This window comes from Myxococcus sp. CA039A (assembly GCF_013336645.1).
Classification (GTDB): Bacteria; Myxococcota; Myxococcia; order Myxococcales; family Myxococcaceae; genus Myxococcus; species Myxococcus llanfairpwllgwyngyllgogerychwyrndrobwllllantysiliogogogochensis.
In genome coordinates this window covers 1-14,677 of sequence record NZ_JABUMQ010000112.1, presented here as the reverse complement: position 1 = coordinate 14,677, position 14,677 = coordinate 1, and the positions used below count along the sequence as shown (strand labels likewise).

Below are 14,677 nucleotides of genomic sequence, written 5' to 3'. Positions count from 1 at the left end.
AGGGCGTCGCGGTTCAGGGCGACTGGCGCAGTCCCCTCGGTAGGGGACTCCAGACGAGGTCCAACGAGGCCCCCCAAGGACCATCGGACCGGTGCCATGCGGCGTGCGCACCGGCCCGTGGGCTCATTCAGACAGGCCCTGGCTCAAGGCTCCTCGGGCTCCTCGGGTTGCTCGGTCACCTCGCAGTCCTCGACGGGAGTGGGGCCGCCCTCGCCGACAGGAACACGGACGCTCACTCCGCCATCACAGCGCTTCACCCCCGCGTCAGTGATTCCCGCGTCGGCCACTCCCGCGTCGACACTCGCGTCAGCGATTCCCGCGTCGAGCACGCCGCCATCCCAACCCGCGTCACCTGGGCCCCCGTCGTATCCGGCATCCACGCCCGCGTCCGTGCCGGCATCCACGCCCGCGTCGGGAGTTCGACAGACCTCCGTGCGCTGGTAGAGCGCCTGGCAATGAAAGCCCTCCGGGTCGCCCTCGTACGTCACCTCTGGCAATTCGGGATCCGTTCCGTACCAGTGGCGGCTGCCGCGAGTGCGGAACTGACACGTCGTGCTGCCACCATTCGCACAGGGGCAGTTTTCCGAAACCTGCCACCCCACGAACTCGAGCAGGTCATGGTTGTCCGCGAAGGCATACCGCTGCGGCGTGGAGAGCGTCACCAGGTCGCCTGGCTCCAGAGGGAGGAATGACTCGTGAGGCCCTGGATAGGGCGACTGGGGATGACTGGCGCAGGCCATCAACGGGGCGCCGTTGGGCCCTTCGGTGAGCGTGGTGGTGGTGCCTTCCAAATCGGTGCGCTCGATGGTGAAGCTCGCACAGAGCGGCGCCGTGAGGGGTGAGGTGCAGGAGTTCTCTCCGGAGCCTCGCGCCGCGACAACAATGGGAGCGATGCTGACGCCGAGCGCCACCACCCCCGTCGTGCCATCCACACACTTCTGCGCACCGGGCTTGAAATCCACCGCGCCTGTTCCTTGACGCTTCTTGGTCAGGTCCGTCAGGTCGGTGAAGGTGGTGCAGCCCAGCTTCCACGGCGTGGTGCAGCAGCACTCGATCGCCTTGATGTGGTTGTCATAGAGCGTATGGAACTCGGCCTTCGTGGCGGGAAGCACTTCCGGCATCCAGTGGCTCTTCGGCCACACGCCGTTCGCCGCGTTGCGTCCAGGGATGGCGGCCTTGTCGACGGACCTGGGGAACCAGTCCGCGCACGTGTTCTTGGTGCCGATGCGGTGACAGGTGGTGCACTCCTGATTGCCGACATTCCCATCACCGTCCTTCACTTGAGCGGTGGTGACCGTCTCCGGCTTGGGCCACCCACGCCCTGCGTTCGTGAGATAGGCCTCCTCGACGAGCTTGTACTTCCCCTTCTTGAATCCCGCGGGCAACCCATCCGCGGTCGCCGCCACCTGGTCGATGTAGGGCGAGTGCATCCAGGGGTCACTGTCATGGCACTTGGAGCAGTGCAGGCTGGAGTTGTCCCGGAGCCGTTGAGGGCTGATGTAGAACGCCCTGGCCGCCGTGGCGGCGGCGCGCTCCGCCGCATCCGCGGAAGCGGGGTCCGCCATCGGATTGGGCACATTCTTGCCATTGAGGTCCGCGCCGCTGCCGCTCAAGGCCTGGAAGTAGCATGTCGCCCCCGACGTCTTGTTGGCGACGACGATGGCGACATCCTGAAAGCTCTCCGACGTATCCAGCCCCGCCTTGTAGCGGCGGCAGATGACTCGCGCCTCCGTGTTCGGGTTGCTCGTCTTGAGCTTCAAGAGGCGTGCATTGTCGACGCAGTACTTGCCGCCAAGGTCCAGCCACACCGGCTTGTCACAGGTCATGCCGTCGGGCGTGTTGGTGGTGTGCAGCAGCGTCCCGTCCCGGCAGTTGAACGTGGCGTCCGTCAGCCGCCCCAGCTCCGCGCGACACGATGCGGCGTACTCGGTGATGTTGCTGCCGTCCACCAACCCCTGCCCCTGTCGCGCCAGGACAACGCCGTCGAGCGGCTCGGGGGGCTCGTCAGCCTCCCCTCCCGTGCAGCCCAGGAACAAGGTGGAGACGACGAGCAAGACTCCGGCGACGGCAGACTCGGCTGCACGACACGTTCGCATGGGGACTCCCAGGGGTGGGAGTCGAATCCAAACAGAAAGTCGGAGCGCGCCGCGCCCACCGGGCCTCGCATCTCGTGGGAACTGTCATCGAGAGGACCCGCCGCTTCTCTCCGGCCCGGCGCTACTCGCCCATCACCTTCGCGATGACGCGCTTGAGACACGGGCGCATCCCGCCCGAGCCGATTCTTGCCCGGGTGGCCCGGACGAAAGACGGCTGGCTCGCCGCCCGTTGTCATCCTCTCGCGGACCGCGAGCTGCTTCAGGTCATCGCGAACTGCTTCATCGGGTTCCATGAGGAGGAGGACGCCAACGACAGTGGCGTGCTCCGCCCCACGGGCTGAAGAGAGGCGAGCCCCTCAGTAGCAACTCCAGATGAGTTCTTCTGAGCAGGTACAGCCACCCAACTGCCCGTTGTCGTGGTAGCAGACGACCTCGCTGGAGGCCCCCGAGCACATAAAGCTTTCATACGACGCGCATGGCGGCAGCAGGTGAGCGGGCTTCTCGGACACCGTCGCCTCGGCCCCGAGCGCCGGGGGACAAGCCGCGCGACACCACGTGAGGGATTGGGCACACAGCGCCTTGCCCGGGCCGCTTCCGGCGTTCTCCCGCATGCAGGCAAGGTACTCGGACTGACAGGCCTGCTGGCACGTCACGGCCTGCTCCGACACCGTCTGCTCGGAAGGCTCCTGTTCCGCGCCACCACAGCCCACCAGCACGCACAGGGCCCACAGTCCTCCGACAATGAAGCTCGGCTTCATCGACAATCTCCTGGCTTGAGGTCGATACGGCGCGTGAAGCCTACCACTTCAGCCAGAGCATGCGGCATGGACTGTTGGAAGCGCGGGCGGTGGCGGAAGTGGCTGCCCTACCGGGCCAGGGGCTGCACGTGGAGAACCTCGTCGCGGACCCGACACACAATCCACCGCGCTTCGCGTTCACCGCCAACAACGCCAGCGGCTGCGTGCCCCATGTCTACGTGGACGGCGCCATGTCCCAGTACCCGACGCTCCCTGGGAACGAGTCGGCGCAGGGCTACCGGATGAAGAAGCCGCAGGTCTACAACAACGGCGCTTCCTTCACGGCCGTGTTCGACAAGAGCGGCACCTGCCCCTGAGCCGGAGTGCTCGGGACACCGGACCGCTGAGAGGAAACCGACGGCCCGCGGAGGAGTAACTCCGCGGGCCGCGCGCCGTCTCAGTAGGCGTAATAGACAGGCGGCGTGGTGCTGGTGAAGTAGTTGTAATACGTGGCCACGTAGTTGCTGCCGCTCCCCGTCTCGCCCGGGAGCGGGCCCGTCTTCGTGCCGTAGGCGACCAGCGTGGCGCCAGCATCGGTCTTGTCCAGGTTGCAGACAGGGACATTGCCCGCGCCGAAGTTCACCACGATGGTATCGTCCCGCACCTTCGCGAGCGTGGCCGGATCGATGTGGCTGACCCTGCACTGCGTGTTGGCGCTACCGCTCGGGGAATGCTTCGTCGAGAAGGCCGTCGCCAGCCCCACGCCCGTCCCCAGCACGGCGATGTGCGGCGTGCTGTAGGAGCGACCCAACTCCACGCTGCCCGCGGGATACGGACACGTCCCCGAGGCATTGCGCGTCAGGGTGATGGCATAGCGAGGAGGAAGCTCCACGGGAATCACGGCCGAGGAGATGGTGAACGAACACCCCCCGAAGGAGCTGGTCGTCAGCGCGGCCTGCTGCTCGTCCAAGGTCTCCTGCGGAGCGGTGCCCTCGGGAACACCACCACCACAGGCGGCGAGAGACACGGCGGCACACGCAAAGGCAATATTCTTGAAGACAGTCATAGAGGGGAGACTCCGATGAAAGGAGAACGAGGACTCTACTGCCCTCCCTCAACGACTCACAGCACAAGACCGTCGGCGCAGAATGCAACGCACCGGCGTCATAATTTGCCAGCGTCGCCTCTCATCTCCCAGGCTCCGAGAAGCCGCGGGTGTCTCGTTTGACCACTCACTTCGTGCAAGGGAAAGAACCGGGAGCCCGCGCGTCCTTCGAGTCGGCTGAAAGCTGTCAGCTCGGACCCCACGCCCCAGCAACTCACATGCCCCTGGTCGGTTGACGCACCATGGCTGGGTTTGCACCCGGCTGGCATCTCGCAAGCCATCACCTGATGCCCCGCGACAGCCCGCGCCGACGCCCGAAGTCGCGCCTCGTCGCGTCCTCCACCCGCGCACGCGTGGACCTGCTTCCGGGCCTCGCGGACCCCGGGGTCCCCCTCACCCGCGATGCCCGGACGACACCGTCCGTGAGCGCCCCTCACTCCCAACTCGCACGGTGGGGCTTGACCCGAGGCCCGTATTCACGGTACTGATCTTGATATTGATACTGATTATCAAAATCAACTGAGCTCGACAGCATCGAGCCGGATACGGAGGGACGAGACGTGGCACGTGATCTGGGACCGAGGGGCAAGATGTGCCGGCGACTGGGGATTCCGCTCTCGCGAATCACCGCGAAGGACCCGGACAAGGACCCGGTGCTGCGGCGTCCCTATCCGCCCGGCCAGCACGGCGCCACGGCGCGCATGGGCAACAGCGACTTCTCCCGGCGGCTAAGGGAGAAGCAGAAGCTGAAGCTGTACTACGGCCTGCTGGAGAAGCAGTGCCGCCGCGCGTTCATGGAAGCGCGTCGCTCGCCGGGCAACACGGGCACGGTGTTGTTGCAGTTGCTGGAGAGCCGCCTGGACGCGCTGGTGTTGCGCGCGGGGCTGGCCACGAGCATCCGCCAGGCGCGCCAGTTCGTCCGCCACGGGTACTTCCAGGTGAATGGCGCCGCGACGGACATCCCCAGCTTCCGCGTCAAGCCGGGCAGCGAGATTCGCTACCTCCCCGCCCACCTGAAGCTGCTCATCGTCCGCGAGTCCTTCGAGCGGATGAAGGGGCGCTCCGTGCCGCCGTACGTGCAGGTGCTCGGTGACGGAGAGGGCCTGCGCTTCGTGCGCACCCCGGAGCGGGAAGAGATTCCCGTCGACGTGAACGAGCCGTTCATCGTCGAGTACTACGCGCAGCGCAGCTGACACGACGGGCACTCGGAATCACCGCGAATGGGTCGGGCTCCAGGGCCTCCCATTCGCGCCCGAGGCCCCGGTCGACGGACGCCCAGGCGCGTCACACCGAGGCGCCTGGGTGCTCAGGGCAGCAGCGCCGCCTTCAGCTCCGCCACGGAGTGGAACAGGTGCGCGGGAGCATGGCGCGCCAGTGCGTCCGCCAGCGTGTAGCCCCATCCCACGGCGGCGGCGGGGATGCGAGCCTCTCGCGCCGCCTCGATATCGCGAATCTCGTCGCCCACCGACAGGGCCTCGGCCGTCGTCACCCCGGCGCGCTTGAGCATGCGTCGGAACTTCGCGGCCTTTCCGAAGATGGCGGCGCCACAGTCGAAGTGCGTCACCGATTCGACGACGGGGCCCAGCACCGAGCGCACCGACACCTCGCTGTCCGAGCTGATGATGGCCACCGTCACGCCGGCGTGCTTCAGCTCCGCGAGCAGCTCCGGCACGCCCGGGAACAAGGGAGTGGAGGAGGCGGCGGACAGCTTCTGCTTGCGCATGTAGCTGACGATGGCGGGCAGCCGCCACATGGGCACCTTCGTGTGCGCCATGATTTCGCGTCCGGACATGCCTCGCATCGCCTCGAACTCCGTCGGCGTCAGCCGTGAGAAGCCGAAGCGGTCGGCCATGTCGTTGAAGACGGAGCGGAACCACGGCAGGGAGTCCGCCAAGGTGCCGTCGAAGTCGAAGATGACCAGGCGATAGGGAGACATGAGGCGCCGCGGAGTCATACCAGAAACCCTTCACGACGCGCGCCGCAGGCTCCGCACCACGCTGACAACCTGCTCGCGGACGAAGCGGATGGCCTCGTCGTCCTCGGACGCGCTCCGCCAGAGCAACTCCATGGGAGCGCCTCTCAACGTGAAGGGCGGCTTCAACGGACGAAGGAACGGGCGCAGCGCCACCACGTCCCGAGCGACCATCCCCGGCACGGTCGCGACGAGCGTGCTGTTCTCCAGGAGGGCGCCCAGGCCATGGAACGTGGGAATCGACACCCTCACCCGCCGCTGGTGGCCGAGCACATCTTCCACCACGCCGCGCAGGTCTCCGTTGTACGAGACGATGACGTGCTCCTGCGCCAGGTAGCGCTCCAGTGTGAGCGTCTTCCCGAGGCGAAGCCGACGCGCGTCGTGCAGACACGTGAAGTGCTCGGTGAACAGCTCCAGTCGCCGCATGCCCGAAGGCAGCTCATCCGCCACCGTCACCGCCAGGTCCACCGCCGACGCGCTCAGCAACCCTCCCACGGTGCGGAACTGCACCGGAAGCACGACGAGCTTCAGGTGAGGGGCCTCACTCGCGAGCGCCTGGAGCAGGCGCGGCAGAAGCCAGGACTCACTCGCGTCGGAGAGGCCAAGGCGCACCGTTCGCTCGCTCGTCCGTGGGTCGAACGCCAGGGGAGCCAGCGCGGCCTCCACCAGGGCCTCCAGGTGCGGCCTCGCGGAGGCCAGCAGTCGCCGCCCCCGCGCGCTCAAAACGAGCCCGCGCCCATCCCGGACGAACAGCGGTGAGCCCACCGCTGACGTCAGGCGCCTCAGCGCCGCGCTCACCGCGGGCTGCGTGAGATAGAGGCGCGCCGCCGCCGCCGTGACACTGCCCAGCTCCGCCACGACGACGAAGACGCGCAGCAGGTTGAGGTCCAGCGACTTCTCATAGATGGCGTTCATGTTCGGGATTCATCCTATTGATTGGATTTCAGGATGGCGATTCGCGAATTCTTGTCACGTCGGCACGACAAAGGGAGACGCGATGAGCACGCACGAAGCCAGGCAGACGCGGCACACGGTGAAACCAGGCACCACGGGCCCCGAGGTCTTCCCACTCGGCCTGGGATGCATGGGCATGTCCGGCATGTACGGCGCCACCAACGACGATGAGAGCCTGCGCACCGTGCACGCGGCCACGGAGCGCGGCGTCACGCTGCTCGACACAGGCGACTTCTACGGCATGGGCCACAACGAGCTGCTCGTGGGACGCGCCATCGCCGGGCGCCGCGAGCGGGTCCAGCTCTCCGTGAAGTTCGGCGCGCTCCGGGGCCCGGATGGGAGCTGGCTCGGCATGGACCTACGCCCCGCCGCCGTGAAGAACTTCGCCACGTATTCGCTGAAGCGCCTGGGCGTCGACGTCATCGACATCTACCGCCCCGCACGGCTGGACCCGAACGTCCCCATCGAGGAGACCATCGGCGCGATTTCGGACCTGGTGAAGGCGGGGTACGTCCGCCATATCGGCCTCTCCGAGGTCGGCGCCGAAACCCTCCGCCGCGCGCACCGCGTCCACCCCATCGCCGACCTGCAAATCGAGTACTCCCTCGCGAGCCGGGGTCCCGAGTCGACCATCTTCCCTACCCTCCGGGAGCTCGGCATCAGCGCGACGCTCTACGGCGTCCTCTCCCGAGGCCTGTTGACCGGGAGCAAGCCCACCGGCGCCGGTGACTTCCGCGCCCATCTGCCCCGCTTCAGTGGCGAGCATCGCGAGAAGAACGAGGACGTGGTGGGTTCGCTCCACCGCTTCGCGCACGAGCGGCGGATGTCGCCCGCACAGCTCGCCATCGCCTGGGTGCTCGCACGACAGCCCGGGTTCGTGCCAGTCATCGGGGTGAAGAACGTGGCACAGCTCGACGACGCGCTGGGGGCCTTGAATCGGCCCCTGACGAGCGAAGACGTCGCCGCGCTCGACTCGCTCGGGGCTGTCTCCGGTGGACGCTATGGGCCCGAGCAGATGCGCTTGCTGGACAGCGAGCGCCGGTAGCGCCCAAGCCCAATTGGAGCCCCTGCAACGTCAGACAGAGCCGCTAGAGTGGTTGGTGCGATGCGAGCCATCATCCACGTGGACATGGACGCTTTCTATGCGTCCGTGGAGCAGCGGGACAACCCAGCCCTGAAGGGCAAACCTGTCATCGTTGGCGGGCATGCCCAGCGAGGAGTGGTCGTCGCCGCGTCCTATGAAGTGAGACCCTTCGGTGTGCGCAGCGCCATGCCCATGGCGCGCGCGGTGAAGGCCGCGCCCCATGCCATCATCGTCAAGCCACGCTTCCCCGCGTACGCGGAGGCCAGCGAGCAGGTCTTCTCCATCTTCGAGCGCTACACCCCGCTCATCGAGCCCTTGTCCCTGGATGAAGCCTTCCTGGACGTCACGGCCTCGGTGGGCCTGTTCGGCTCGCCCGCGGATATCGCGCGGCGCATCCGCAAGGACATCGCGGACGAGCTGAAGCTGCCGTCGTCCGCGGGCATCGCCACGGTGAAGTTCGTGGCGAAGATCGCCTCGGACCTGGCCAAGCCCAACGGCCAGCGGGAGGTCCGCGCGGAGGAGACGGTGGCGGTCCTCGCGGGCCTGCCGGTGTCGCGCCTGTGGGGCGTGGGGCCGAAGACGGAGGAGGCCCTCCAGCGCTCGGGGCTGAAGACCATCGGCGACGTGGCGACGAAGGACCCGGAGTGGCTGGAGGCGCGGCTGGGCACCAGCGGTCGGCACCTGTGGGAGCTGTCGCAGGGCATCGACATGCGCGAGGTGGTGCCGGACCGCGCGGCCAAGAGCGTGGGCGCCGAAGACACCTTCGAGGAGGACCTCGCGGGCGTGGAGACCCTCAAGCCCCACGTGCATGCCCAGGCGCTGCGCGTGGCCCGGCGCCTGCGACGCGCGGGCGTGAAGGGCCGCGTGGTGCAGCTCAAGCTGAAGCTTTCGGACTTCACGCTCCTCACCCGCCGCACCACGCTGCGCGAGGCGACGGACGACGGGCAGACGCTCTATCGCACCGCGCTGGAGCTGCTGGAGCGCTCACACGAGGGCAAGCCCGTCCGCCTCACCGGGGTGAGCGTGCAGCTCGACGAGGTGCCGCCCCAGCTCGGCCTCTTCCCCGCCGCGCCACCCCGGACGGCCAAGCTGAACGCGGCGCTGGATAGAATCGCGGAGCGCTTCGGCAGCAAGGCCATCACCACCGCGGACATCGCGGGCAGCGACGCCCCGGGTGGCGACGAGCACCGCTCCGAGCGCCCCGTGGACAAGGACAAACCCAAGCGCTGAGCGCGCTCAGTCCGCGGCGGGAACCATGTCGGGCGGCGGCGGCTGACGCGCGGCCTCGTCCCGGGACATGACCAATACGCCCACCAGCGCCAGTCCTCCACCGACGAGCTGCACCCAGTCGGGCTTCTCACCCAGGAGCGGCACGGCCCACAGCGTGGAGAGCACGGGCTCACCGAGCGAGGCCACCGCCACGAAGGGCGCGGAGAGGTGACGCACGGAGGCGTTGAGCAGCGAGTGGCCGATGAGCTGCGGCACCAGGGCCAGTCCCACCAGCACCATCCAGGTGCTCGGCGTGAAGCCCGTCAGCGGCGAGTCGACGAAGCCGTGCGCCACCATCAGCGCCACCGCCGCGACCGAGTAGACGATGCCCACGTACGTGCCCAGCGACATCGACGCGCGCACGCGACGGCCCACGACGAAGTACACGCCCGCCATGACGGCGCCGGCCACCGCGAGCAGGTCACCCCAGAGCGCCGTGCCTCCGGCCGCGAAGTCCCGCGCGCCGATGAGGACACTGCCCGCGAGACACAGGACGAGCGCCGCGATACCACGAGGGCCCACGCGCTCACCCAGGGCGAGCCACGCGAACAGCGTCACCCACACCGGCTGCGTGGTGACGAGCGCCACCGAGCTGGCCACGGTGGTGTACTGGAGCGACGCAATCCAGGTCGCGAAGTGCAGCGCCAGCGCGAGGCCGGACAACACCAGCCAGCCCCAGGTCCGCGCGGACAGGGACGTCAGCTCCGAGCGGCCCCGCACCAGCGCGAGCGCCAGCAGCGGCACCGAGGCGAAGGTGAGGCGCCACGCGGAGATGGCCAGGGACGGCGCCTCCGCGAAGCGGATGAGCGGCGCGGCCCAGGACACGGCCACCACGCCCAGCACCAGTCCCCCGTAGACACGCGTCCGGGGGACCTCCGCGGGGGGCGCCGGGTTCACGCCTCGCCGGCGCCGGAGCCGGATGAAGAACCCGCTGAGGCGGAGCCCTCTCCCCCGGCACGACGACGACGACGACGGCGGCGACGCTTGCGCTGGCCACCGGGCTCGGAGCCCTCGCTGTCGGAGGCCTCGGGGCGAGGAGGCGGCACCTCGCCGGCCTTCCACGCGTCCAGTTGCTCACGGTGCTCTCCGGTCGCCTCCACCGTCATCTCGAACACGGTGAGGGCCTCGCCGAAGAGAGGGTGACGCCGGAAGGCCGCGCTCTTGCGGCGGCGCTCGCCGGACAGCGTGCGCTGCGCGAGCAGCAGCATGCGGCAGCGCTCGGCGATGCGGCGGGGCAGCCGGGCCGACTGGACGAAGCCGGCGAGCAGCTCCTCCACCACCTGCGACACGGAAGGACGACCGCCCTCCTGCGGCTCGGCGGGCGGGCCCGAGTGGCTGATGGGCACCAGCAGCGCCGCCAGGAGGATGGCGTCGTCGAGCGGCTCACCCGCGGCCACCCGGCGGTCCAGCGCCTGCGCGAAGGAGTAGAAGGTCTTCTCGCCTTCCTTGCCGTGCTGCTTGAGGTACGCATTCACCGGCGGCAGCAGGAACTTCATCGCATCCAGCGCGTCCAGCAGCTTCAGGGCCGGTGCTGACACGCCGCCGCGGATGAGCCGGAAGGTTTCCTCCAGCAGACGCGCGGGAGCGCAGCGCGGCAGGTCCTCCACCGCGCCTTCCATGGCCGCGTACGTGCGCGACTCGATGTCCAGGTCCAGCTTCGCGGCGAAACGCACGGCGCGCAGGATTCGCACCGGGTCCTCGCGCATGCGCACTTCCGGGTCGCCGATGGTGCGGATGAACCGCTCGTCCAAGTCACGACGGCCGCGGACGTAGTCGATGACCCGTCCCTCGCTCACGTCGTAGAACAGGCCGTTGATGGTGAAGTCGCGGCGGCGCGCGTCCTGCTGCGCGGTGCCGAAGACGTTGTCGTGGGTGATGAGCAGGTCATCGCCCCCGGCCTCGCCCTCGTCCTCCGGCGCGGAAGGCGCCGCGGCCTCCAGCTCCGTCGGATTCGCCCGGAAGGTGGAGACCTCGATGATCTTCCCACCCTTGAAGTAGACGTGCGCCAGCCGGAAGCGACGGCCGATGAGCCGGCAGTTGCGGAAGATGGCGCGCACCTCGCCCGGGTGGGCACTGGTGGCGACGTCGAAGTCCTTGGGCTTCTTGCCGAGCAGCAGATCGCGCACGCAGCCGCCCACCAGGTACGCCTGATGGCCGTGCTGATGCAGCCGCAGAACCACCTTCAGGGCGTCCGGGTCCAGCTCGTCCGGGTCGATTTCCGCCGGCTCTCCCGTGGAACGGACATGAGGGGCGTGCAGCGCGCGCTCGTAGGGAGTCGGCTCGGGCTCCGGCTCGAGCACGGTGGGCACCTGCTCCACCTCGTCCTCGGCGGCCTCGGCGGCGTCCTGCGCCTCGGCGGCGGCGAGCACCTCCGCGGCGGCCAGACCCGTCTCGTCGAAGACGCCGTCGAGCGCGTCGACCTCGTCGTCGTCATCGGACTCGTCGTCGGCGTCGTCCTCGAGCGGGCTCATCTGGCTTCTGGGCTCGGGCGCTTCGTCGGCGGAGACAGCGGAGTGGGAAGAAACTTCGGGGAGGGCCGATTCGGCGGCCACGGACTCGGGGGCACTCGCCTGTTCCGAGGGGGCAGTCGTCAGCTCCAGATTGGAAGACATGGAAACCTCTTGAGCGCCGCGCTCGGAGCCCACTGCCGCCTCGGATGAGGCAACCTCGCGCGCGTCTTATCGGGCGCAGGTGGCAGCGGACCGCCGGCAGGCGGCGTTTCAGTCAAAACTCGCGTCATCACCATGGACACCCCAAACGGGGCGCTTCAGGGGCAGCCGTCTATAGCGCATCCACCCTGGGAGGGAGTAGCGCCCTTTCTGCGGGTCCACCGGACAGGTGGAGCGCTTCCACCCCACCCGTCCCTTTTCCAGCAACAAGGGGCTCGACCGTGCATTCGGGGAGGCGTCGAAGGGCATCCTGTTCCAGGCTCGCTCCAGGCGGTGAAAAAGAGTCCGCCACGAGTATCAACCCCATGGCCGGCAGCCGGCGGCGGGCTCCCGCCCTCCCGGATGACTCTGTTCCGTATCAACACTGGAAGCGCGTGAAACGTTCTGGAACCGGCCCAAGCACCGTGCACCAGCCCGCCTGGGCAGCACCCCGGCGGGCCCGGACGCGTCCCACCCGCCTGGTCGGTCGTCTGGACACCAGGCAGCCACCCTCCCGTTGAGTTCGGGCACCCCTCGCACATGGGGTGCGCGCGCCGCGGTTCCTGTCCTGGCGGGCTCAGGGAGACGGCTTGGTGCGGCCCTTGTGGTTTCGCGGGAGCGCGTGGTGGATGAGGGAGACGTAGTCCACCGCCTGCACGGGCGGAGGGGGCGGCGGCGTGCCCAGCGCCGCGAGCCGCTTGCTGAACGCGGAGAGGATGTCCGGCATCGGACGCATCGCGGCGAGCAGCTTGTTGGGCCCCTCCAGCGCCTGGGACAGCGCCACCGCCGCCTGCTGCAGCGGCAGGCCCCGGCGCAGCAGGTCCTGGAAGGAGTTGGAGAGGGTGATGATGTTGTGCCCCGCCGTCTGCACCATCTCCACCGCGATTTTCAGCACCTGCGGCGCGGACAGATGCCCGTCCGCCAGCAGCACCAGCGCGGCCTGGAAGTAGTTGAAGATGGGGACGACGCGAGGCCCGTACGCCGTGAAGTGCGCGGGCGGCGTCAGCTTGTCCAGGTGGATGAAGATGCGCCGCACCGGGTCCGCCACCGGAATCTGCTTCCACGCCGCGCGCACGCGCTCCGCGTCGTCCGGGTAGACGCCGCCCGCCTCCAGCACCTGGGACAACACGCGCTCGTCCACGCGGCCGGCAATCAGGTCCGCGAAGAGCGAGTAGATGAACGCATCCGCCTCCGCGTCGTCACCGAAGAGGACCTCCTCGGCCTCCGCGGGCGCCTTCACCCGGCTCTCCAGAATCGCCGGCAGCTTGTAGCCCACCTGCCCGCGCAGCGCGCGGAAGCGCCCGCGCAAGAGGTTGCCGATGTTGTCCTTGAGGACGAACTCGTCCCAGCGCACGCCGTCCAGCTTGAGCTTCTCCTCCAGCACGGCGCGCATCTGCTTGGGGCTGCCGGAGACGATGCACAGCCGCGAGTCGCCGTTCTCCGACAGCTCGCGGATGAGCGCGCTCGCGCCTGGGATGGCGACCTTCTCGTGCGCCTTCTGGAAGGCCGTGCGCAGCAGGTCCTTGAGCGAATCGAAGTCCGTCTGGAGGTACGTCTTGTCCAGATCCCAGCGGTAGATGCGCCGCGGCGGTCGCGGGTCGATGCGGTCCGGCAGACTCACTTCTGAAGACCTTCCCGGATGGAGCTCCCCAGGTTGTTCGCCACCACCTTGGCGGCCACCTTGCCCGCGTTGGCGATGGCGCGCGCCTTCGAGCGCCCGTGCGCCTTGATGAAGATGCGGTCGAACCCGAGGATGGGCGCACCGCCGTACTGGTTCCAGTCGGTGATGTCCTTGATGCGCTGAATCCCGCTGGACAGCATGGCCAGGCCCGCGCGCCAGCGCAGGCTCTCCTTGTAGGCGTACTGGGCCAGCTCCACGACTGTCTCGTGCACGCCCTCCAGCATCTTCAGGCACACGTTGCCCGTGAAGCCGTCGGTGACGATGACATCCGCGGTGCCCTTGGGAATGTCGATGCCCTCCACGTTGCCGATGAAGTTGATGTCCTTCATCTCCGACAGCCGCGCGTGCGCCTCCACCACCCGGGGCGGGCCCTTCTGCGGCTCGACGCCGTTGGACAACAGCGCCACCTTGGGCCGCTCGTTGCGGGAGATGATGCGCGCGTACTGCGAGCCCATGACGGCGAACGTCACCAGGTCATCGGCCGTGGCCTCCACCGTCGCCCCCACGTCGAGGATGAGGGAGAAAGGGTCCTCCTTCGCGCCTCGCACCGAGCGCGTCGGATACACCGTGGCCAGCGCCGCGCGGCGCACGCCGGGGATGAGCTGGAAGTGGCGCGCGCACGCCAGCACGCCCGCGCCCGTGTTGCCCGCGGACACCAGCGCCTGGGCCTCGCCCTCGGCGACGAGCCGCGCGGCCACCGCCACCGACGCGTTGGGCTTGCGCGCCAGCGCCTCGCCGGGTTTCTCGTCCATGCCCACGAAGTCCGCCGCATGCTGGACGGAGATGCGCTCGCCGTTGTGCTTCGTCTCCGCGAGCGCGTTGTCGATGAGCGTCCGGTCCCCCACCAGCAACGCATGGATGTGGGGTGAGTCCAGGGAGAGCTGCGCGGCTCCGCGCACCACCTCCGCTGGCCCATGGTCCGTCCCCATCACGTCGAAGGCAATCGTCACGGGCTGCGGCTGTTTGACCACCATGGCCCCCATCTTACGACCTTTGTCCGGCCCTCGCGCCTGCCATTCTCGCCTGAGTCACGAGGCTGGCCGCTACCAACGCCCCCACCACGAGCATTCCCGCCGCCGTCCCGTACGGCACCCCGGGCCCCAAGCGGGTGAAGAGCCACCCGCCCAGCGC

At 68.6% G+C, this 14,677-nt stretch carries 14 protein-coding genes; 5 read left to right on the top strand and 9 right to left on the bottom strand.

The window, feature by feature from the left end:
• Positions 1-143: 143 nt before the first annotated feature.
• Complete coding sequence (locus HR086_RS19940; RefSeq protein WP_174466397.1) at positions 144-2,096, bottom strand: hypothetical protein; 1,953 nt, start codon at positions 2,094-2,096, stop codon at positions 144-146.
• 74 nt (positions 2,097-2,170) lie between these two features.
• On the opposite strand from HR086_RS19940, the gene HR086_RS19935 reads away from it, so the two are divergent.
• Positions 2,171-2,437: a hypothetical protein gene (locus tag HR086_RS19935; protein WP_174461845.1), complete on the top strand. Its 267-nt coding sequence runs from the start codon at positions 2,171-2,173 to the stop codon at positions 2,435-2,437.
• Between the two features lie 15 nt (positions 2,438-2,452).
• On the opposite strand, the gene HR086_RS19930 is transcribed toward HR086_RS19935, so the two are convergent.
• Positions 2,453-2,854 carry a hypothetical protein gene (locus tag HR086_RS19930; protein WP_174461844.1) on the bottom strand — a complete coding sequence of 134 codons (402 nt, stop codon included), beginning with the start codon at positions 2,852-2,854 and terminating at the stop codon, positions 2,453-2,455.
• A 59-nt stretch (positions 2,855-2,913) separates the two neighbouring features.
• On the opposite strand from HR086_RS19930, the gene HR086_RS19925 reads away from it, so the two are divergent.
• Positions 2,914-3,210: a hypothetical protein gene (locus HR086_RS19925; protein WP_174466396.1), complete on the top strand. Its 297-nt coding sequence runs from the start codon at positions 2,914-2,916 to the stop codon at positions 3,208-3,210.
• Between the two features lie 80 nt (positions 3,211-3,290).
• Here the strand turns inward: HR086_RS19925 and HR086_RS19920 are convergent, their stop codons facing one another.
• Positions 3,291-3,899 (bottom strand): hypothetical protein, encoded by a 609-nt coding sequence (locus tag HR086_RS19920; protein WP_174461842.1) that lies wholly within the window; start codon positions 3,897-3,899, stop codon positions 3,291-3,293.
• Between the two features lie 599 nt (positions 3,900-4,498).
• Here HR086_RS19920 and rpsD point away from each other — a divergent pair.
• Positions 4,499-5,131: a 30S ribosomal protein S4 gene (gene rpsD, locus HR086_RS19915; RefSeq protein ID WP_141644875.1), complete on the top strand. Its 633-nt coding sequence runs from the start codon at positions 4,499-4,501 to the stop codon at positions 5,129-5,131.
• A gap of 113 nt (positions 5,132-5,244) precedes the next feature.
• On the opposite strand, the gene HR086_RS19910 is transcribed toward rpsD, so the two are convergent.
• Positions 5,245-5,874 (bottom strand): HAD-IA family hydrolase, encoded by a 630-nt coding sequence (locus HR086_RS19910; RefSeq protein ID WP_174461841.1) that lies wholly within the window; start codon positions 5,872-5,874, stop codon positions 5,245-5,247.
• A 30-nt stretch (positions 5,875-5,904) separates the two neighbouring features.
• Positions 5,905-6,825, bottom strand: coding sequence for a LysR family transcriptional regulator (locus HR086_RS19905; RefSeq protein WP_174466395.1), 921 nt, complete (start codon positions 6,823-6,825; stop codon positions 5,905-5,907).
• Between the two features lie 82 nt (positions 6,826-6,907).
• On the opposite strand from HR086_RS19905, the gene HR086_RS19900 reads away from it, so the two are divergent.
• Positions 6,908-7,909, top strand: a complete 1,002-nt coding sequence (locus tag HR086_RS19900) for an aldo/keto reductase (protein ID WP_174466394.1) — start codon at positions 6,908-6,910, stop codon at positions 7,907-7,909.
• A 60-nt stretch (positions 7,910-7,969) separates the two neighbouring features.
• Positions 7,970-9,178: a DNA polymerase IV gene (locus tag HR086_RS19895; protein WP_174461839.1), complete on the top strand. Its 1,209-nt coding sequence runs from the start codon at positions 7,970-7,972 to the stop codon at positions 9,176-9,178.
• 6 nt (positions 9,179-9,184) lie between these two features.
• On the opposite strand, the gene HR086_RS19890 is transcribed toward HR086_RS19895, so the two are convergent.
• The 4 genes from HR086_RS19890 to plsX form a co-directional block, all read right to left on the bottom strand.
• Positions 9,185-10,114, bottom strand: coding sequence for a DMT family transporter (locus HR086_RS19890; RefSeq protein WP_174466393.1), 930 nt, complete (start codon positions 10,112-10,114; stop codon positions 9,185-9,187).
• Complete coding sequence (pcnB, locus tag HR086_RS19885; RefSeq protein WP_174457136.1) at positions 10,111-11,829, bottom strand: polynucleotide adenylyltransferase PcnB; 1,719 nt, start codon at positions 11,827-11,829, stop codon at positions 10,111-10,113. The genes HR086_RS19890 and pcnB overlap by 4 nt, the downstream gene beginning before the upstream one ends.
• Before the next feature lie 613 nt (positions 11,830-12,442).
• A complete protein-coding gene (locus tag HR086_RS19880) occupies positions 12,443-13,486 on the bottom strand; it encodes a phosphatase domain-containing protein (protein WP_141644869.1) in 1,044 nt (347 codons plus the stop codon).
• The gene (gene plsX / locus HR086_RS19875; protein WP_371745607.1) at positions 13,483-14,529 is read right to left on the bottom strand and encodes a phosphate acyltransferase PlsX; all 1,047 of its coding nucleotides are present in this window, start codon (positions 14,527-14,529) and stop codon (positions 13,483-13,485) included. Before plsX ends, HR086_RS19880 begins: the two co-directional genes overlap by 4 nt.
• Positions 14,530-14,677 lie beyond the last annotated feature (148 nt).

Coding starts and splice junctions, on each gene's coding strand:
- HR086_RS19940 (WP_174466397.1), bottom strand. CDS start 2,096: ATGCGAACGTGTCGTGCAGCCGAGTCTGCCGTCGCCGGAGTCTTGCTC.
- HR086_RS19930 (WP_174461844.1), bottom strand. CDS start 2,854: ATGAAGCCGAGCTTCATTGTCGGAGGACTGTGGGCCCTGTGCGTGCTG.
- HR086_RS19925 (WP_174466396.1), top strand. CDS start 2,914: ATGCGGCATGGACTGTTGGAAGCGCGGGCGGTGGCGGAAGTGGCTGCC.
- HR086_RS19920 (WP_174461842.1), bottom strand. CDS start 3,899: ATGACTGTCTTCAAGAATATTGCCTTTGCGTGTGCCGCCGTGTCTCTC.
- HR086_RS19910 (WP_174461841.1), bottom strand. CDS start 5,874: ATGTCTCCCTATCGCCTGGTCATCTTCGACTTCGACGGCACCTTGGCG.
- HR086_RS19905 (WP_174466395.1), bottom strand. CDS start 6,825: ATGAACGCCATCTATGAGAAGTCGCTGGACCTCAACCTGCTGCGCGTC.
- HR086_RS19900 (WP_174466394.1), top strand. CDS start 6,908: ATGAGCACGCACGAAGCCAGGCAGACGCGGCACACGGTGAAACCAGGC.
- HR086_RS19895 (WP_174461839.1), top strand. CDS start 7,970: ATGCGAGCCATCATCCACGTGGACATGGACGCTTTCTATGCGTCCGTG.
- pcnB (WP_174457136.1), bottom strand. CDS start 11,829: ATGTCTTCCAATCTGGAGCTGACGACTGCCCCCTCGGAACAGGCGAGT.
- plsX (WP_371745607.1), bottom strand. CDS start 14,529: ATGGGGGCCATGGTGGTCAAACAGCCGCAGCCCGTGACGATTGCCTTC.